15 protein-coding genes are annotated in these 16,198 nt (G+C 63.1%); 12 read left to right on the top strand and 3 right to left on the bottom strand.

The genetic code is table 11. The features are described from left to right. Positions 1 to 48: 48 nt before the first annotated feature. From CN311_RS13925 to CN311_RS13910, 4 genes are all read left to right on the top strand, one after another. Positions 49 to 795 carry a sugar phosphate isomerase/epimerase family protein gene (locus CN311_RS13925; protein WP_097574312.1) on the top strand — a complete coding sequence of 249 codons (747 nt, stop codon included), beginning with the start codon at positions 49 to 51 and terminating at the stop codon, positions 793 to 795. Positions 796 to 806: 11 nt separating this feature from the next. Continuing rightward, a complete protein-coding gene (locus CN311_RS13920) occupies positions 807 to 1,940 on the top strand; it encodes a Gfo/Idh/MocA family protein (protein WP_097574311.1) in 1,134 nt (377 codons plus the stop codon). A 142-nt stretch (positions 1,941 to 2,082) separates the two neighbouring features. Further along, positions 2,083 to 3,129 (top strand): L-glyceraldehyde 3-phosphate reductase, encoded by a 1,047-nt coding sequence (gene mgrA / locus CN311_RS13915; RefSeq protein ID WP_097574309.1) that lies wholly within the window; start codon positions 2,083 to 2,085, stop codon positions 3,127 to 3,129. A 247-nt stretch (positions 3,130 to 3,376) separates the two neighbouring features. Beyond that, positions 3,377 to 3,781 carry a Fur family transcriptional regulator gene (locus tag CN311_RS13910; RefSeq protein ID WP_097574308.1) on the top strand — a complete coding sequence of 135 codons (405 nt, stop codon included), beginning with the start codon at positions 3,377 to 3,379 and terminating at the stop codon, positions 3,779 to 3,781. Positions 3,782 to 3,789: 8 nt separating this feature from the next. Here the strand turns inward: CN311_RS13910 and polA are convergent, their stop codons facing one another. After that, positions 3,790 to 6,741 carry a DNA polymerase I gene (polA, locus tag CN311_RS13905; protein WP_165779700.1) on the bottom strand — a complete coding sequence of 984 codons (2,952 nt, stop codon included), beginning with the start codon at positions 6,739 to 6,741 and terminating at the stop codon, positions 3,790 to 3,792. A gap of 448 nt (positions 6,742 to 7,189) precedes the next feature. Between polA and CN311_RS13900 the strand changes: the two genes are divergently transcribed. The 8 genes from CN311_RS13900 (at position 7,190) to CN311_RS13865 (ending at position 14,360) form a co-directional block, all read left to right on the top strand. Beyond that, on the top strand, positions 7,190 to 8,575 hold the full coding sequence (locus CN311_RS13900) for a M20/M25/M40 family metallo-hydrolase (protein WP_097574326.1): 1,386 nt from the start codon (positions 7,190 to 7,192) through the stop codon (positions 8,573 to 8,575). An 88-nt stretch (positions 8,576 to 8,663) separates the two neighbouring features. Continuing rightward, positions 8,664 to 9,284, top strand: coding sequence for a ribonuclease D (locus CN311_RS13895; RefSeq protein WP_097574306.1), 621 nt, complete (start codon positions 8,664 to 8,666; stop codon positions 9,282 to 9,284). Positions 9,285 to 9,337: 53 nt separating this feature from the next. Next, positions 9,338 to 9,541, top strand: a complete 204-nt coding sequence (locus CN311_RS13890) for a hypothetical protein (RefSeq protein WP_097574324.1) — start codon at positions 9,338 to 9,340, stop codon at positions 9,539 to 9,541. A gap of 104 nt (positions 9,542 to 9,645) precedes the next feature. Then, a complete protein-coding gene (locus CN311_RS13885; RefSeq protein ID WP_097574305.1) occupies positions 9,646 to 9,900 on the top strand; it encodes a GlsB/YeaQ/YmgE family stress response membrane protein in 255 nt (84 codons plus the stop codon). A gap of 25 nt (positions 9,901 to 9,925) precedes the next feature. Then, positions 9,926 to 10,072 (top strand): hypothetical protein, encoded by a 147-nt coding sequence (locus CN311_RS13880; protein ID WP_097574303.1) that lies wholly within the window; start codon positions 9,926 to 9,928, stop codon positions 10,070 to 10,072. Positions 10,073 to 10,101: 29 nt separating this feature from the next. Further along, complete coding sequence (locus CN311_RS13875) at positions 10,102 to 11,151, top strand: NHL repeat-containing protein (protein ID WP_097574301.1); 1,050 nt, start codon at positions 10,102 to 10,104, stop codon at positions 11,149 to 11,151. Between the two features lie 104 nt (positions 11,152 to 11,255). Beyond that, a complete protein-coding gene (locus tag CN311_RS13870; protein ID WP_097574300.1) occupies positions 11,256 to 13,523 on the top strand; it encodes a transglycosylase domain-containing protein in 2,268 nt (755 codons plus the stop codon). An 84-nt stretch (positions 13,524 to 13,607) separates the two neighbouring features. Continuing rightward, a complete protein-coding gene (locus CN311_RS13865; RefSeq protein ID WP_097574298.1) occupies positions 13,608 to 14,360 on the top strand; it encodes an SDR family NAD(P)-dependent oxidoreductase in 753 nt (250 codons plus the stop codon). Between the two features lie 7 nt (positions 14,361 to 14,367). Here CN311_RS13865 and CN311_RS13860 read toward each other — a convergent pair whose 3' ends face one another. Together CN311_RS13860 and CN311_RS13855 are read right to left on the bottom strand one after the other, a co-directional pair. Further along, positions 14,368 to 15,552, bottom strand: coding sequence for an MFS transporter (locus tag CN311_RS13860; protein WP_097574296.1), 1,185 nt, complete (start codon positions 15,550 to 15,552; stop codon positions 14,368 to 14,370). Between the two features lie 143 nt (positions 15,553 to 15,695). After that, the coding region (locus CN311_RS13855; protein WP_165779699.1) for a zinc-binding dehydrogenase at positions 15,696 to 16,198 on the bottom strand (503 nt) is incomplete at its 5' end.

Below are 16,198 nucleotides of genomic sequence, written 5' to 3'. Positions count from 1 at the left end.
CCACCTATTCCCCAAGAGATCCATCCCCCCAAGAAACGGACAGAGACGATGAACTGGTCATTCCAACTTTACAGCGCCCGCAATTTCCTGCCCTGGGAGAGCGTGCTGAAGACGCTCGGCGAGCTCGGCTACGCGCAGGTCGAAGGGTTCGGCGGCGTCTATGACGATCCCAAATCCTTCCGCGCGGAACTCGACAAGAACGGGCTTGCCATGCCGACCGGGCATTTCTCGATCGATGCGCTGGAGCAGGATTTCGACGGGGTGCGCAAAATTGCCGATGCGCTCGGCATCACACTGCTGATCTGCCCCCATCTGGCCGCCGACGCCAGGCCGGCGGACACGGCCGGCTGGCGCGGCTTCGGCGAGCGCCTGGCCAAGGTCGGCGAGGCCGCCAAGAAAGCCGGCTACGGCTTTGCCTGGCACAACCATGATTTTGAATTCAAGACGCTTGCCGACGGCTCGGTGCCGCAGGACCACATACTGTCATCCGCGCCCGACATCGGCTGGGAAATAGACGTCGCATGGGTGGTGCGCGGCGGCGGCGATCCGCTGCCGTGGATCGAGAAGCACGGCAAGCGCATCGTCGCCGTCCACGTCAAGGACATGGCCAAGCCCGGCGAGGGGCTCGACGAGGACGGCTGGTCGGATGTCGGCCACGGCACGATCGACTGGGCCGGCCTGATCAAGGCATTGCGCGCCAACAGCGCCGCCAAGTACTACGTCATGGAGCAGGACAATCCCAACGATGTCGAGCGTTTCGCGCGCCGCTCGATCGCATCCGTCAAGAATTACTAGGAACAACCGACATGGCAAAAAAACTGGGTATCGGCGTCATCGGCTGCGGCAACATCTCGAAGGCGTATTTCTCGCTTGCCCCGCTGTTTCGGGGCATCGAGATGCGGGCTTGCGCCGACATCAACATGGAAGCGGCGAAGGCGAGGGCGAAGGAGTTCAAGCTGCGCGCGGAAACCGTCGACGATATACTCAAGGACGACGACATCGACATCATCGTCAACCTCACCATTCCGGCGGTGCATTACGAGGTGTCGAAGCAGATCCTCGATGCCGGCAAGCACGTCTATTCGGAAAAGCCGTTCGTGCTGTCGGTCAAGGAAGGTCTCGACCTGAAGAAGCGGGCGGAGAAAAAGGGGCTGCGCATCGGCTCGGCGCCCGACACCTTCCTCGGCGGCGCGCATCAGCTTGTCCGCAATCTCATCGACACCGGCAAGCTCGGCAAGATCACGAGCGGCACCTGCCATGTGATGAGCCATGGCATGGAGCACTGGCACCCCAATCCGGATTTCTTCTTCCTGCCAGGCGCGGGACCGGTGCTCGATATCGGACCCTATTACATCACCAATCTGATCCAGTTGATCGGGCCGGTCAGCCGAGTCGCGGCCTTCGCCTCGATGCCGGCCAAGGAGCGGACGATTTCGTCGAAGCCTCGCGCGGGCGAAAAAATCCTGGTCGCCACGCCGACAACGGTCCACGGTTTGATGGAGTTCGAGAATGGCGCCGTGGTAACGCTCAATACCAGCTGGGACGTGTGGAGCCATGGCCATGCGCCGATGGAACTTTACGGCGAGTTGGGCACGGCGTTCTTGCCGGATCCCAATTTCTTCGGCGGCGAGGTTCGCGTCACCGATGGCGCCAAGCCGGTCAAGAAGCTGCCGAAATGGAAGCATCCGTTCAGCGTGGCCAACCAGATGCATTCGCACGGGATGATGGCCAATTACCGAACCGCCGGCCTGGCCGACATGGCATTGGCGATCGCCGAAGGGCGGCCGCACCGCTGCTCGATGGAGATGGCGCTGCATGCCGTCGACGTCATGACCGGCATGCTGCGCTCGGGCGAAAGCGGCAAGTTCGTCGCCATGCAGACAAGCTGCGAACGGCCGGCCGCACTCGGCATCGAGGAAGCAAAGGCGCTGCTGGCCTAGAAGAAATAAGCCGCAGAGATTATCGATAATTTTGATTGTCCCTCTCCCCGTTGCCCCGGAGAGAGGGTAAGGATGGCGCGCAGGGCCTCCTCGCCACGTTAGCGACGACGGCCCTCGGTCCGTTCAGATACGAGGATTTCCCATGCCCTATGCCGCCGCCGAAAGCCGCTACGAGAAGATGATCTACAACCGCTGCGGGCGGTCCGGCCTGAAGCTGCCGGCAATCTCGCTCGGGCTTTGGCACAATTTCGGCAACGACACGCCGCACAAGACCAAGCAGGCAATCGTGCGCAAGGCCTTTGACCTTGGCATCACGCATTTCGACCTTGCCAATAATTACGGGCCGCCGCCCGGCTCGGCCGAGACCGCCTTCGGTGAAATCCTGCGCACCGACTTTGCCGCCTATCGCGACGAGCTGATCATCTCGACCAAGGCGGGCTATGAAATGTGGGCCGGCCCGTACGGCGAATGGGGCGGACGCAAATATGTGCTGGCCAGCCTCGACCAGAGCCTGAAGCGGATGGGGCTCGACTATGTCGACATCTTCTATTCGCACCGCTTCGACCCCGATACACCGCTGGAGGAGACGATGGGTGCGCTCGACCATGCGGTGCGTTCGGGCAAGGCGCTTTATGCCGGCATCTCCTCCTACAATTCGCAACGCACGCGTGAGGCCGCCGACATATTGAAGCAGCTCGGCACGCCCTGCATCATCCACCAGCCGAGCTATTCGATGCTCAACCGCTGGGTCGAGGAGGATGGACTGCTCGATACGCTGGAAGGGCTCGGCGTCGGTTCCATCGTGTTCACGCCGCTGGCGCAAGGCATGCTGACCGACAAATATCTCGGCGGCATCCCCGAGGGCAGCCGCGCCAGCCAGGGCAAGTCGCTGAAGGCCGCCTTCATCAACGACAAGACCATCGCCAATATCAAGGCGCTGAACGCGATTGCCGGCCGACGCGGCCAGACACTGGCACAGATGGCGCTGGCATGGGTGCTGCGCAAGGGCCGGGTCACCTCGGCGCTGATCGGCGCCAGCCGGCCGGAACAGGTCGAGGATTGCGTCGGCGCGCTGAAGGCGCTCGATTTCAGTGACGCCGAACTCGCCGAGATCGACACCTACGCGCGCGAAGCCGACATCAATCTGTGGGCGGCCTCAGCCGAACGCAAAGGCCCCCCGAGGAAGTGACCGGCAATCAATAGCCGGCAAAATATAAGGCGGCGGGCTTGGTCCGCCGTCTTTCATTCGAACGTGTACCGCTCAGATAATGCGGCGCCACGCTCGGCCCGCGACGCGCGCCACGAAGACGGTGGTGTTGCCCTTCAGGCGGAAACAGTAGCAAAAACGCCTGTTCGTCGCTATCTGGGTAGGGACGAAGATCCATTGGCATGCAGACGTGGCGTGCGGATGGCGCAGACAGGCTGGAAACGGGATCATGGCTGTAAGGGATGTGCTGACGAAGAACCAATTGTGCGTGCTCGAGAAACTCGAGGCCGCCAGCGGGCCGCTCAGCGCCTACACGTTGCTCGACCAACTGCGCGAGCGTGGTTTCCGGGCGCCGCTCCAAGTGTATCGCGCGCTCGATACGTTGGTGAAGTCTGGTCTCGTGCACAGGCTCGAAAGCCTCAACTCGTTCGTCGCCTGCGCCGAGCCGCACGACCACAGCCATTCGATGACCGCCTTCGCCATCTGCGACACATGCGGGCAAGTGACCGAAATGTCCGACCACGATGTCGGCCACCGGCTGGACGAATGGGTGCGCTCGACTGGTTTCGCCGCGAAGAAGGCGGTGATCGAGTTTCGGGGGACATGCGCGAGGTGTCTCGCCGAGGCGGCTTGAACCTGGACTTAGTGCGCCTCGTCCCAGTTGTGGGCGGCGCGGGCGTCGACATGCAGCGGCACCGACATTGAAACCGCCGGCATCGGCGCGTGCTCCATCACCTGGCGCACAATGGGAATCGTCGCTTCGACTTCCGCTTCCACCGTCTCGAAAATCAACTCGTCATGCACCTGCAGCAGCATGCGGGCTGAGAGCCCTGCCTTGTCCAGCGCCTCGTCCATATGCACCATGGCGCGGCGGATGATGTCGGCGGCGGTGCCTTGCAGGCGCGCATTGATCGAGGCGCGCTCGTTGAAGGCGCGGATCGAGGGATTTGAAGATCTTATCTCCGGGTAATGGATGCGGCGGCCGAAGATGGTTTCGACGAAGCCGTATTCGCGGGCATAGGCCTTGGTCGCCTCGATATAGTCGCGGATGCCGGGGAAGCGTTCGAAATATTTCTTGATATAGGCGCTGGCTTCCTCGCGCGGGATCGACAACTGGTTGGCCAGGCCGAAAGCCGAGATGCCGTAGATGATGCCGAAATTGATCGCCTTGGCGCGGCGGCGCACCTCGGACGGCATGCCCTCGACCGGCACGTTGAACATCTCCGAGGCAGTGATGGCGTGGATGTCGGCGCCTTCGGCGAAGGCCTGCGTGAGCTGCGGGATTTCGGCGACATGGGCAAGCACGCGCAGCTCGATCTGGCTGTAGTCGGCCGACACCAGCTTGTGGCCCTTGTCGGCAATGAAGGCCGTCCTGATCTTGCGGCCCTCAGCGGTGCGCACCGGGATGTTCTGCAAATTGGGATCGGAGGACGACAAACGGCCCGTCGTCGTCGCGGCCAGCGCGTAGGAGGTATGCACGCGCCTGGTGTCTGGATGGATGAAACCGGGCAACGCATCGGTGTAGGTCGATTTCAGCTTGGTGAGCTGGCGCCAGTCGACAATCTTGCGCGGCAGCTCGTGGCCCTCGGCCGCGAGATCCTCCAGCAGTTGCGCCGAGGTCGACCACTGTCCAGTCTTGGTTTTCGAACCGCCCGGCAGGCCCATTCGTCCAAACAGGATATCGCCGAGCTGCTTGGGCGAGCCGATATTGATGCGCTCGCCAATGAGTCCGTAGATTTCCTCTTCCAGCCGTGCCGCACCTTGCGCCAGCTCGCCGGAGAGCCGCGACAGGATCTGCCGGTCGACCGAGATGCCGCGCTGCTCCATCCTGGCCAGCACCGGCACCAGCGGCCGCTCCAGACGCTCGTACACGGAGACGAGGCCTTTTGCGGCGAGTCGCGGCTTCAGCACCCGCCATAGCCTCAGCGTCACGTCGGCGTGCTCGGCGGCATAGCCGGCCGCCCTGTCGATATCGACCTGGTCGAAGCCGACCAGGCTCCTGCCGGACCCGGCGAGATCCTTAAGTGGGGTCGGCGCATGGCCAAGCCATTTTTCGGAAAGAGCCGCCAAGGTGTGATGGCCGGTGCCGGCGTCAAGCACGTAGGAGATCAGCATGGTGTCGTCGAAGGGCGTGACGTCGATGCCATGGCGGTTCATGACGACGATGTCGTACTTCACATCCTGCACGATCTTGAGAACGGAGCGGTCCTCGAGCAAAGGTTTCAGGAGGGCCAGCGCTTCGCGGACCGGGATCTGGTTGTCGATCAGCCCACCGCCTAGCAGGTCGCCGTTGCCGCTCGTGTGGGCGAGCGGCACATAGGCGGCGCGGCCAGCCGCGATGGCCATGGAGAAACCGACGAGGTCGGCCAGCATGGGATCGGACGAGGTGGTCTGCGTGTCGAAGGCGACGATGCCTGTCTCCTTTACCTCCGCCAACCAGGCCTTCAGCGTCGCTGCATCGCGGATGGCGACATAGGCTGATTTATCGATCTTGCCGGCGGAAGCCGCCTCCAGGCGCAGCGCCGAGAGCAGGGAGGGGGTGTCGCCTTGCGCGGGTGCCTGCGCCTTGGCGGACACCGCTTCGTCAGGCCCGGCACCAGCCGCGCTTTCGGCGGCTGCCGGCGCTCCAGACCCGACATCGGGGCCATGCGCGGTGTCGGCGCGCTCGATGGTGACGGGGACGGCCTGGACATCGCCGATTTCGGTCGCGGTGGCTTCGCCGACACGGCGGGTCAGGGTGGTGAATTCCATGGTCTTGAGGAAGCCGATCAGCTTCGGTCCGTCGGGCGCATGAAGGACGAAATCGTCGAGCCCTTCGACAACGGGCACGTCGTTCTTCAGCGTCACCAGCTCGCGTGAAATGCGCGCCTTGTCGGCATTGGCAATGATCGATTCCCGCCGCTTGTCCTGCTTGATCTCGCCGGCGCGGGCGAGCAGGCCGTCGAGATCGCCGAACTGTTCGAGCAATTGCGCAGCCGTCTTCGGGCCGATGCCGGGAACGCCCGGCACGTTGTCGACGGAGTCGCCGGTCAGCGCCTGCAGGTCGATCATCTTTTCCGGCGGCACGCCCCATTTCTCGACGACTTCGGGAATGCCGATCTGCCGGTCTTTCATCGGGTCGTACATGCCGACCGTGGGGCCGACCAACTGCATCAGGTCCTTGTCGGAGGAGATGATGGTGGTGTCGCCGCCAGCCTCGCAGGCGAGCCGGCAATAGGTGGCGATGAGGTCGTCGGCCTCGAACCCTTCCATTTCGATGCAGGGCAGGTTGAAGGCGGTGGTCGCCTGGCGGATCAGGCCGAACTGCGGGATCAGATCCTCTGGTGGGGCCGAGCGATTGGCCTTGTATTCCGGGTAGAGGTCATTGCGGAAGGTCTTCGAGGAATAGTCGAAGATGACGGCGAAATGCGTCGGCACCACGCCAACGTCGGTGTTGCGGGCATCCTGCATCAGCTTCCACACCATATTGCAGAAGCCGAGCACGGCATTGGTCGGCAAGCCGTCCGATTTGCGGTTGAGCGGCGGCAGCGCGTGATAGGCGCGAAAAATGTAGCCGGAGCCGTCGACAAGAAAGAGATGATCGCCTTTTTTCATGCCGGCAGGGATAGCGCGGCGCGGCGTTGCGGTCCATGCCAAAGGCGGCGCTGATCACTGGTTCCGGCAACACCCTGACAGAACTGGGCACCTGATGGAGTCTCCAGCCCGAGGGCTGGGCCGATCACGGGCATGTTACAAAAGTGTAATTTTCGCGCCCTTGAATCGCCACGTTCGAAGACACAAATAGACGTCATCGGCAGTTTTCGCCGAAGTCCGGAGCAAGGCCCGTCCCCCGCCTATCCCGGACACTTGCGGCAGCCTATCCCCCCTCTCCGGGCTGCCGCATTGTTTCGAGTAAAGGCCGCCGTGGTTCCCCCTCCACCACGGCGGCATTTTTTTGCCTTTTGCCAGGCATTCACCGGGGCTGTGGTCCAACGATCACGGGCTTTTCGTTTTCCAGTCCTGCCTTTACGGTGCCGGTTCTGAATCGAAAGGCCTTGAAAAAATGTCAGCAGTTTCTCCCGTCCTCGACCGTCTCGACAGCAATCTCGACCAGAGCCTGGAGCGCCTGTTCGGCCTGCTCAGGATCAAGTCGATCTCCACGGATCCGGCCTACGCCCCAGATTGCCGCAAGGCCGCTGAATGGCTGGTGTCCGAGTTGAAGCTGATCGGCTTCGACGCCAGTATGCGCGACACGCCAGGCCATCCGATGGTGGTGGCGCATCATGAGGGGCCGGCGGGCGCGCCGCATGTACTGTTCTACGGCCATTATGACGTGCAGCCGGTCGACCCCACCGAACTCTGGGAAAACGACCCGTTCGTGCCCACCGTCAAGGAGATCGAGCCCGGCCACAAGGTGATCACCGGGCGCGGTTCGGCCGACGACAAGGGGCAGTTGATGACCTTTGTCGAAGCCTGCCGCGCCTGGAAGCAGGTGCATGGCAGCCTGCCGTGCCGCATCACCATCCTGTTCGAGGGCGAGGAGGAGTCCGGCTCGCCGTCGCTGAAGCCGTTCCTCGAGGCAAACGCGGACGAGCTCAAGGCGGACTTCGCGCTTGTCTGCGACACCGGCATGTGGGATCGCGATACGCCGTCGATCTGCGTTTCGCTGCGCGGGCTGGTCGGCGGGGAGATCACGGTGAAGGCCGCCGACCGCGACCTGCATTCCGGTCTCTATGGCGGCGCCGCGGCCAATCCGATCCGCATCCTGGCCCGGATCCTGGCCGACATCCACGACAAGGACGGCCACGTTACCATTCCAGGCTTCTATGACGGCGTCGAGGAAACGCCTTCGCAGGTTCTGAAATCATGGGAGACGCTGGGCGAGACCGCCGAGACCTTCCTCGGGCCGATCGGCCTGTCTATCCCTTCAGGCGAAAAGGGCCGCTCGGTGCTCGAACTGACCTGGGCGCGGCCGACGGCCGAATTCAACGGCATCATAGGCGGCTATACCGGAAAGGGGTTCAAGACGGTGATCGCCGCGGAAGCCTCGGCCAAGGTGTCGTTCCGCCTGGTTCACAAGCAGAATCCCCAGAAGATTCGCGCCGCCTTCGAGAAATTCGTGAAGGAGCGCATTCCCGCCGATTGCTCGGTCGAATTCCACCCGCATGGCGGTTCGCCGGCGATCCAGCTTTCCTACGACTCGCCATTCCTCGCCAAGGCCAAGGATGCGCTGTCCGACGAATGGCCGAAGCCGGCGGTGACCACGGGGAGTGGCGGCTCGATCCCGGTGGTCGGCGATTTCCAGACCTATCTCGGCATCGAATCCCTGCTGGTCGGTTTCGGCCTCGACGACGACCGCATCCATTCGCCCAATGAGAAGTACGAGATGAGTTCCTTCCACAAGGGACAGCGCTCCTGGGCGCGCATTCTCGATGCGCTGACGAGCTGAGAATCAACAATGACGTGAAAAATCAACTTTTTGTTGATTTTTCATCGGATCGCGGCGAGGACGATGCACGCCCTCACCGGAGAAGACGATGAGCGACATCCGCTTCCACAAAAATGACCTGCCCGATCTTGCCCACTACAATGTCGGGGCGGTCGCCATCGACACCGAGACGCTGGGGCTGAACCCGCATCGCGACCGGCTGTGCGTGGTGCAGATCTCGCCGGGCGACGGCTCGGCCGATGTCATCCAGATCGCGCCCGGACAGAAGAAGGCGCCGAACCTCGTCAGCTTGCTCAGAAACAGGGGCATCACCAAACTCTTCCACTACGGTCGCTTCGACCTGGCCGTGCTCTACAACGCCTTCGGCGTCATGGCGGAGCCGGTGTTCTGCACCAAGATCGCCTCGCGGCTGACCCGCACCTATACCGACCGGCACGGGCTCAAGGACATCTGCTTCGAGCTTCTCGGCGTCGGCCTGTCGAAGGCGCAGCAATCGTCGGACTGGGCGGCGGAGGCATTGTCGCCAGAGCAGCTCGAATACGCCGCCTCCGACGTGCTCTACCTGCACCGGCTGCGCGACGTGCTGAGCGCTCGGCTGGCGCGCGAGAACCGGACCAAGGAGGCCGACGCCTGCTTCCGCTTCCTGCCGACGCGTGCGAAGCTCGACCTGATGGGCTGGGACGAAGAGGATATTTTTGCACATAGTTGATGATGGAACCGGGCGTGCTCCCCGGCGTTCCGTCGGTCCATGGAGGGGACGAGATGGCTGCCCGTCAACCAATCGAGACAGCGCCGAAGGACGGTTCCAAGGTCACCGTCTATTGGAAAGACAGCAACGGCGTGATCAACGAATCCATCGCTCAGTATCGCGACGCGGGCTGGTGGACCTATATCGACAGCGACACGCAAAAGAGGGTCGAACCGACGAGTTGGCGGCCGACCTCCGGAGACAGCGACGACGAATGACGCCGCCGCTGGCGGGACCGGCCGCTTTCGCATAGCTTGAAGCCGTTGATATCGAGGCTGATTCGGATTGTCCGCTGCAGCCTCCTCTCGCGGAGGAACGCTCTATGGGTATCGAAAGCCTTCTCGTCTTCATCATCATCGGCGCCATCGCCGGCTGGCTCGCCGGCCTCATCGTCTCGGGTTTCGGCTTCGGCTTGATCGGCAACATCGTCGTCGGCATCGTCGGGGCCTTGATCGCCGGCTGGCTTTTCCCAAGGTTGGGCTTCGCCATTGGCGGCGGCACCATCGCCGCCATCATCAACGCCACGATTGGCGCCGTCATCCTGCTGGTGCTGGTCAAGGTCCTGAAGCGAGCGTGATGCTCGATATGAAAAAGGGCGCGCCATGAAACAGAACACGCTCTATCTTCTCGTCGGCGCGCTTCTCGTCGTGGTCATAGCGCTCGGCATCTATGTCTACCGCGAGCAGACCAAGCCGAAGGGCGTGGAGCTCAAGATCGACGACAAGGGCATTTCGATCCAGCAGAATTGACCGCGACGGTCAGGTGCACCAGGGTGCAGATGACCCACCTTCCATCGTTCTTTGGGTCCCACGTTCAGGTGACACCTCGGATCGACTTCAAAGCCAGCCAGGCTGTGCGGGCCGCGCTTTCAGCAATCGGACGCACCGAAGATTTGCGCTTTTCGCCGGACAATCGGCTGCTGGCAATTGCAGGATTTGCACGAAAACGCTGTCTGGTGCTGCGGATCGATATCGAATCGGCGCCAAGTGGCCCACAGGTCACCGTTCATGATTTTATGGAATTGAGGTCAGCAGGCATCGGTGAGATCCACGGCCTCGATTTCATCGATGACCGGACCCTGGTAGTCGCCAATCGCGATGGGCTGATTGCGATATTCGCCTTGCCCTCGGGAGATCCGGCCGGCCGCCAGTGCGAAATCGCACCTATTCGCCAGATCAAAGGCGGGCTGTTCTGCAAGTTGAAAACGCCTGGTTCGGTGGCCGTTCGGCATGAGTCGTGGGGTCGGGTCAGCCTTCTCGTCTGCAACAACTACAGAAACCGGGTAACTCGGCACGTCGTCAACCGGTGGTGGGGATACCGCGCCAGCAAGAACCAACTGCTTCTCAAGCATGGCCTCGATATACCGGACGGCATTGCGCTCAGCCATGATTGCCAATGGGTCGCCGTCAGCAGCCACGGCACCAAGGACGTGAAGATCTACAGCATGTCCACGTCGCCTGGACCGGACACCGAACCCGCCGGGATCCTGCAGAACGCCAACTATCCGCACGGCCTGCGCTTCACCGGCAATGATCGGCAGATCCTGGTTGCCGATGCAGGCAGTCCAATGCTGCACGTCTACGATGGCGACACCGGCTGGAGCGGCTGCCGCACGCCCTCCCGCTCCATCGCCGTGCTTGATGATGAGACCTTCACAAGGGGCAGGGCCAGTGTCGAGGAAGGCGGGCCGAAAGGCCTCGATATCGATCGATCGAACAGCGTTGTGGCAACAACCTGCGAAGAGCAGACGCTCGCCTTCTTTCCATTGGTATCGATAACCGGTCGGCCGGCCACGGCAACACGCGGTGACAGATTAACAATTTCCTAACGGATTTCAAAGGCTTGGCAAGGCCTCGGCTTAACCCGCCCTTAAATCGCCGCATCTACTCTTCACCCCGAGCGCCATAGGCATCGGGGCAGACAGCACAGCGCATGGCGAACCGCAAAGACAGTCGCATCGAACCCAGCTTCGAGGAAGCCCAGGGGGCGAAATCATCGGCCGGGTTTTCGGTGAGCGAGGAGGATCGCGTCGTGCCGGGCAACCGCAAGAGCGCTGCAAAGGGTAAATCGGCCAAGGCGAAATCGTCGCGTCGTGGGCGCGGCAAGAGCCGGCGCGGCCTGTTCGGCGTGCTTGGCCGCCTGGTCTACTGGTGTTTCGTGCTGGCCATCTGGGGCGGCATCGCCGCTGTCGGCATCGTCGTCTACTACGGCGCGAAAATGCCGGCGGCCACCACCTGGGCCATCCCCGACCGTGCGCCCAACATCAAGATCGTCTCCGTCGACGGGCATTTGCTTGCCAATCGCGGCATGAGCGGCGGCGAAGCCGTCGGCCTGCATGAAATGTCGCCGTATATTCCCGAGGCCGTCATCGCCATCGAGGACCGCCGCTTCTATTCGCATTTCGGCATCGACCCGATCGGTCTTGCCAGAGCCATGGTCACCAACGTTCTCGGCGGGCATTTCTCGCAGGGCGGCTCGACGCTGACCCAGCAATTGGCCAAGAACCTGTTTTTGACGCCTGACCGCACGCTGGAACGCAAGGTTCAGGAAGTGCTCCTGGCGCTGTGGCTCGAGCACAAGCACACCAAGGACCAGATCCTCGAAATGTACCTCAACCGGGTCTATTTCGGCTCCGGCGCCTATGGCGTCGAGGCGGCCTCGCGCCGCTATTTCGGCAAGAGCGCGCGCGATGTCACGCTGTCGGAGGCCGCACTCCTGGCCGGTCTGCTCAAGGCGCCGTCGCGGCTGTCGCCGGCGCGCGATCCGAAGGCGGCCGAAGAGCGCTCGCAACTTGTGCTCGCCGCCATGCGCGACGAAGGCAAGATCAGCGCCAAGGAGCTGACCAGCGCGATGAGCGCGCCGGCGACGCGCTCGCCATCCTACTGGACCGGCTCGGAAAATTATGTCGCCGACACCATCATGGAAGAATTGCCCGACCTGATCGGCGACGTGCGCGGCGACATCGTCGTCGACACCACGGTCGATTTGAATTTGCAGAAGCTCGCCGAGCAATCGATCCGCAGGCTGATCGACGAGAGCGGCAAGAAGCTCAATGTCACCCAGGGCGCGCTGGTGTCGATCGACAATTCCGGCGCTGTGCGCGCCATGGTCGGCGGTTACGATTATTCGACCAGCCAGTTCGACCGCGCCTCGGAGGCGCGCCGCCAGCCGGGCTCGGCGTTCAAGCCCTTCGTCTACATGGCGGCATTGGAAGCCGGCCGGACACCCGACAGCGTACGCAACGATGCGCCGATCAAGATAGGCAAATGGACGCCCGACAATTACGGCGGCAAATATTTCGGCAAGGTGACGCTGGCCACCGCGCTGGCGAAATCGCTGAACTCGGTGGCTGCCCAGCTGACCATGGAAGTCGGACCTGACGCGGTGGTCGAGGTGGCGCATCGCATGGGCATCCAGTCCGACTTGACGGCCAACACGTCGATCGCGCTCGGCACCTCGGAAGTGACGCCGCTGGAACTGACGTCGGCCTATGTCCCCTTCGCCAATGGCGGCTATCGGCCGGACATCCATTTCATCCGCCGCGTGACGACGACCGAAGGCAAGGTGCTTTACGACAACAATGGCGGCAGCGCGCCGCGTGTCGTCAAACCCGAGATCGTCGGCATGATGAACTCGATGATGACAGGCACCGTCGAGGTCGGCACGGCCAGGAAGGCGGCTTTCGCCTGGCCGTCGGCCGGCAAGACCGGCACCAGCCAGAATTCGCGCGATGCCTGGTTCGTCGGCTACACCGCCAATCTCACCACCGGCGTCTGGTTCGGCAATGATGACGGCAGCGCGATGAAGAAGGTCACCGGCGGCGCGCTGCCGGCGCAGGCCTGGCACGAATTCATGGTCGCCGCGCACGAAGGCGTGCCGGTCAGGCCGCTGCCCGGAACATGGAAATCGACCCCGGCGGATACGATCGTGCAGGATGAGATTCCGTCCAATACCGCGCAGCCGAAGCCGCCAGCTTCGGTCGGCCAGCCGGCTCCGGCTGCCCAGGCGCCCTCGACTGCCCAGGCGCCTGCACCGGCGCGCGCTGCGCGCCCGGCGGAAACAGTCGATGCCGGCGGCTTCGGCATGCCGGGCAATGACGGCGCCACGGGATCGATCAAGCACCCGGTGCCGCCCGGCAATGTCGGTGACCCGGTCAAGAAGCGGCAGACCTCGATCCTCGACATCCTCACCGGGGGCTGAACGGCTAAACCTAATCATCTTGCTCTGATCCACCCCTCGCCACCGCTGCCGTGTTCCGCTACATCTCCGGTTGGAGACCGCGACATGGCCGAGACCGACACCAGAAAGACGATCGTGCTGACCGGCGCGAGCCGCGGCATCGGCCATGCCACGGTCAAGCGCTTTTCACGCGAAGGCTGGCGCGTCATCACCTGTTCGCGCCAGGCTTTTGCCGAGGACTGCCCGTGGCCGGCCGGCCCCGAAGACCACATCAAGGTCGATCTCGCCGACCAAGAGGATGTCGGCATCGCCGTCTCGGAAATCCGCCACCGGCTGGAAGCGCATGGCGGCCAGCTGCATGCGCTGGTCAACAATGCGGGTATCTCGCCGAAGCTCGAGGACGGCAACAGTCGGATGAACTCGATCGACACGCCGATGCATGTCTGGCGCGACGTGTTCCAGGTCAATTTCTTCGCGCCGATCATGCTGGCGCGGGGTCTGTTCAAGGAATTGGCGTCGGCGAAAGGTTCGATCGTCAATGTCACCTCGATCGCCGGCACCCGCGTGCATCCCTTTGCCGGCACCGCCTACGCGACATCGAAGGCCGCACTCGGGTCGCTGACGCGCGAAATGGCGCATGATTTCGGTCCGCACGGCATCCGCGTCAATGCGATCGCGCCGGGCGAGATCGATACGGCGATCCTGTCGCCCGGCACGGAAAAGATCGTCGAGACCATCCCGCTGCGACGGCTCGGCACCACAGCCGAAGTCGCCGATATCATCTTCTTCCTGTGCTCGCAGCAGGCGTCCTATGTGACCGGTTCGGAAATCCACATCAATGGCGGCCAGCACGTTTAGACGGTAGTCAGATCGTCCTCGCGCGTCCCGCAAAGCTTCCCAGGACAGCCATCAGCAAGGTGGCGATGGCGCAGGCGCCAAGCGCAAAGCCCCAATTCCCGGTCGCGTCATGGGCAAGACCGGCTAGCGGCGGGCCAGCGGCGGCCAGCGAATAGCCAAGGCATTGCGCCATTCCCGACAGCGTCGCTGCCTCCTGGCTATGCGAGGCCCTCAGGCTGACGAACGAAAGGCCAAGCACGAAGGCGGCACCCGTACCGAAGCCAAACAGTGCTACCCAAAGTGCTGCAAGGGCCGGAAGCTGCCACAGGCCCAGCAGCGAAAGGCAGGTGGTCAGCGCTGCGCCGATGGAGAGCGCCCGCTGGTCCTTCATTCGCTTCACGGCGGCACCGAGGAGCAGGCCCGGGATCGCGATTGCCAACTGAGATAGCCCATGCAGCGAGCCTGCAGTCGCCGCCGAATAGCCTGACTCTGTCAGGATCGAGGGCAACCATCCGACGATCACGTAGAAGACCAGAGAGGTGAGGCCAAGAAAGCCCGTCACCTGCCACGCAAGAGCCGAGCGCCAGATGCGTCCGCGGTCATGCATGGACGATGTCTCTCGCTCCGGGGCGGCGGGCAGCTGAAGCTGGGGAGCCCAGACAATCAGGGCCGCGACTGGAAAGATCAGCGTGCAGGCAAGCGAGAGGTGCCAACTCGATCCGGGTAATTGAGCAAGCGGGATCGCCGCTGTCGATGCGAGTGCCTGCGCAAGTCCGGACACGATAGCATAGGCGCCGGTCAGGCCGGCGACCCGGTTGGGAAAATCCCGCTTCAGCAGGCTTGGGAGCAGGACGTTAGCGACAGCAATCCCGGCCCCAAGCGTGCCGGTGCCAAGAAATAGCGCCCAGATGGGGCCCGTCGAGCGCAGGGCAATACCGGTCGCAACAACAAGCAGCGCGCCGAACAGGGACCTCTCGATGCCGTATCGGCGCGCCAGCCCGGCCGCGAAGGGTGAGATCGCCGCGAACGCCAGCAAGGGAAGGGTCGTCAGCCCCCCTGCTTCGGCTGCGCTGATGCCGCTGGTTTCGCGGATCATGCCGAGCATCGGCGCCACGCCGGTGATGGGCGTGCGGAGCGTCGAGGCGATCAGCAGGATGCCAAATACGAGAAGCCCTTGACCGCTCGATGTCCGAATAACCTCTCTTACCGCCATTGCAGGCTCCTGTCCTGTTGTCAGCGACGCAGTCTATTTCTGTCCTGGGCGCTTTGATTTGCGTATTGTGAAAAATGATCGCTAAATATCGTCAGTCATCTGGCCCGTACCGGAGCGCAGAGCCATCGACCGAAACGGCCGGCTCATTCGGCTATGGTGAGAACAGCCTTGCCGCTGAAGCTGCGGTGCCGCAGTGCGTCCAGGGCCTGCGCGATGTCTGTCCACGGCACGGTCAAGGCCACGCGGGTTTCCAGCCGGCCCGCCGCGACCAGGGTGAGCAGCGAGGCGATGTCCGCACCAATGCTCGGACCAGAGGCGTAGTAGGCGAAAGTCTGAAGCCTCGCCCCCTCGTGACCCGGAACGAACTGGCGGAACCCGATGGGTGTGAGTTCGCCGCTGCTCGAACCGAACATGACAACGGTGCCGCCAGGCGCGACGCGTTCGATCGCCTGTGCGAGGCTTTCACCGCCGACTGACTCCGTGATCAGCGAAAAAGGCCCCTCGGCCAGCTCGATCGACTCGACAACTTGCCCGGCGCCCAGGCCGCGGAGATCGTCGGCATGCCGGGCGGCGGCGACCGCCGTCACCGACGCGCCCTGCTCGCGGGCGAGCTGGATCTGGAAACGACCGACCGCACCGCTTGCGC

The organism is Mesorhizobium sanjuanii (assembly GCF_002529485.1).
Classification (GTDB): Bacteria; Pseudomonadota; Alphaproteobacteria; order Rhizobiales; family Rhizobiaceae; genus Mesorhizobium; species Mesorhizobium sanjuanii.
The sequence above is the reverse complement of the archived record's forward strand: the minus strand, read 5'-3'. Positions and strand labels throughout refer to the sequence as shown.

What these genes read in the sequence shown, in the direction of transcription:
- CN311_RS13860 (WP_097574296.1), bottom strand. Translation starts at nt 15,552, where the DNA reads ATGGCGGTAAGAGAGGTTATTCGGACATCGAGCGGTCAAGGGCTTCTC.
- CN311_RS13865 (WP_097574298.1), top strand. Translation starts at nt 13,608, where the DNA reads ATGGCCGAGACCGACACCAGAAAGACGATCGTGCTGACCGGCGCGAGC.
- CN311_RS13880 (WP_097574303.1), top strand. Translation starts at nt 9,926, where the DNA reads ATGAAACAGAACACGCTCTATCTTCTCGTCGGCGCGCTTCTCGTCGTG.
- CN311_RS13870 (WP_097574300.1), top strand. Translation starts at nt 11,256, where the DNA reads ATGGCGAACCGCAAAGACAGTCGCATCGAACCCAGCTTCGAGGAAGCC.
- CN311_RS13885 (WP_097574305.1), top strand. Translation starts at nt 9,646, where the DNA reads ATGGGTATCGAAAGCCTTCTCGTCTTCATCATCATCGGCGCCATCGCC.
- polA (WP_165779700.1), bottom strand. Translation starts at nt 6,741, where the DNA reads ATGAAAAAAGGCGATCATCTCTTTCTTGTCGACGGCTCCGGCTACATT.
- mgrA (WP_097574309.1), top strand. Translation starts at nt 2,083, where the DNA reads ATGCCCTATGCCGCCGCCGAAAGCCGCTACGAGAAGATGATCTACAAC.
- CN311_RS13900 (WP_097574326.1), top strand. Translation starts at nt 7,190, where the DNA reads ATGTCAGCAGTTTCTCCCGTCCTCGACCGTCTCGACAGCAATCTCGAC.
- CN311_RS13895 (WP_097574306.1), top strand. Translation starts at nt 8,664, where the DNA reads ATGAGCGACATCCGCTTCCACAAAAATGACCTGCCCGATCTTGCCCAC.
- CN311_RS13875 (WP_097574301.1), top strand. Translation starts at nt 10,102, where the DNA reads ATGACCCACCTTCCATCGTTCTTTGGGTCCCACGTTCAGGTGACACCT.
- CN311_RS13920 (WP_097574311.1), top strand. Translation starts at nt 807, where the DNA reads ATGGCAAAAAAACTGGGTATCGGCGTCATCGGCTGCGGCAACATCTCG.
- CN311_RS13890 (WP_097574324.1), top strand. Translation starts at nt 9,338, where the DNA reads ATGGCTGCCCGTCAACCAATCGAGACAGCGCCGAAGGACGGTTCCAAG.
- CN311_RS13910 (WP_097574308.1), top strand. Translation starts at nt 3,377, where the DNA reads ATGGCTGTAAGGGATGTGCTGACGAAGAACCAATTGTGCGTGCTCGAG.
- CN311_RS13925 (WP_097574312.1), top strand. Translation starts at nt 49, where the DNA reads ATGAACTGGTCATTCCAACTTTACAGCGCCCGCAATTTCCTGCCCTGG.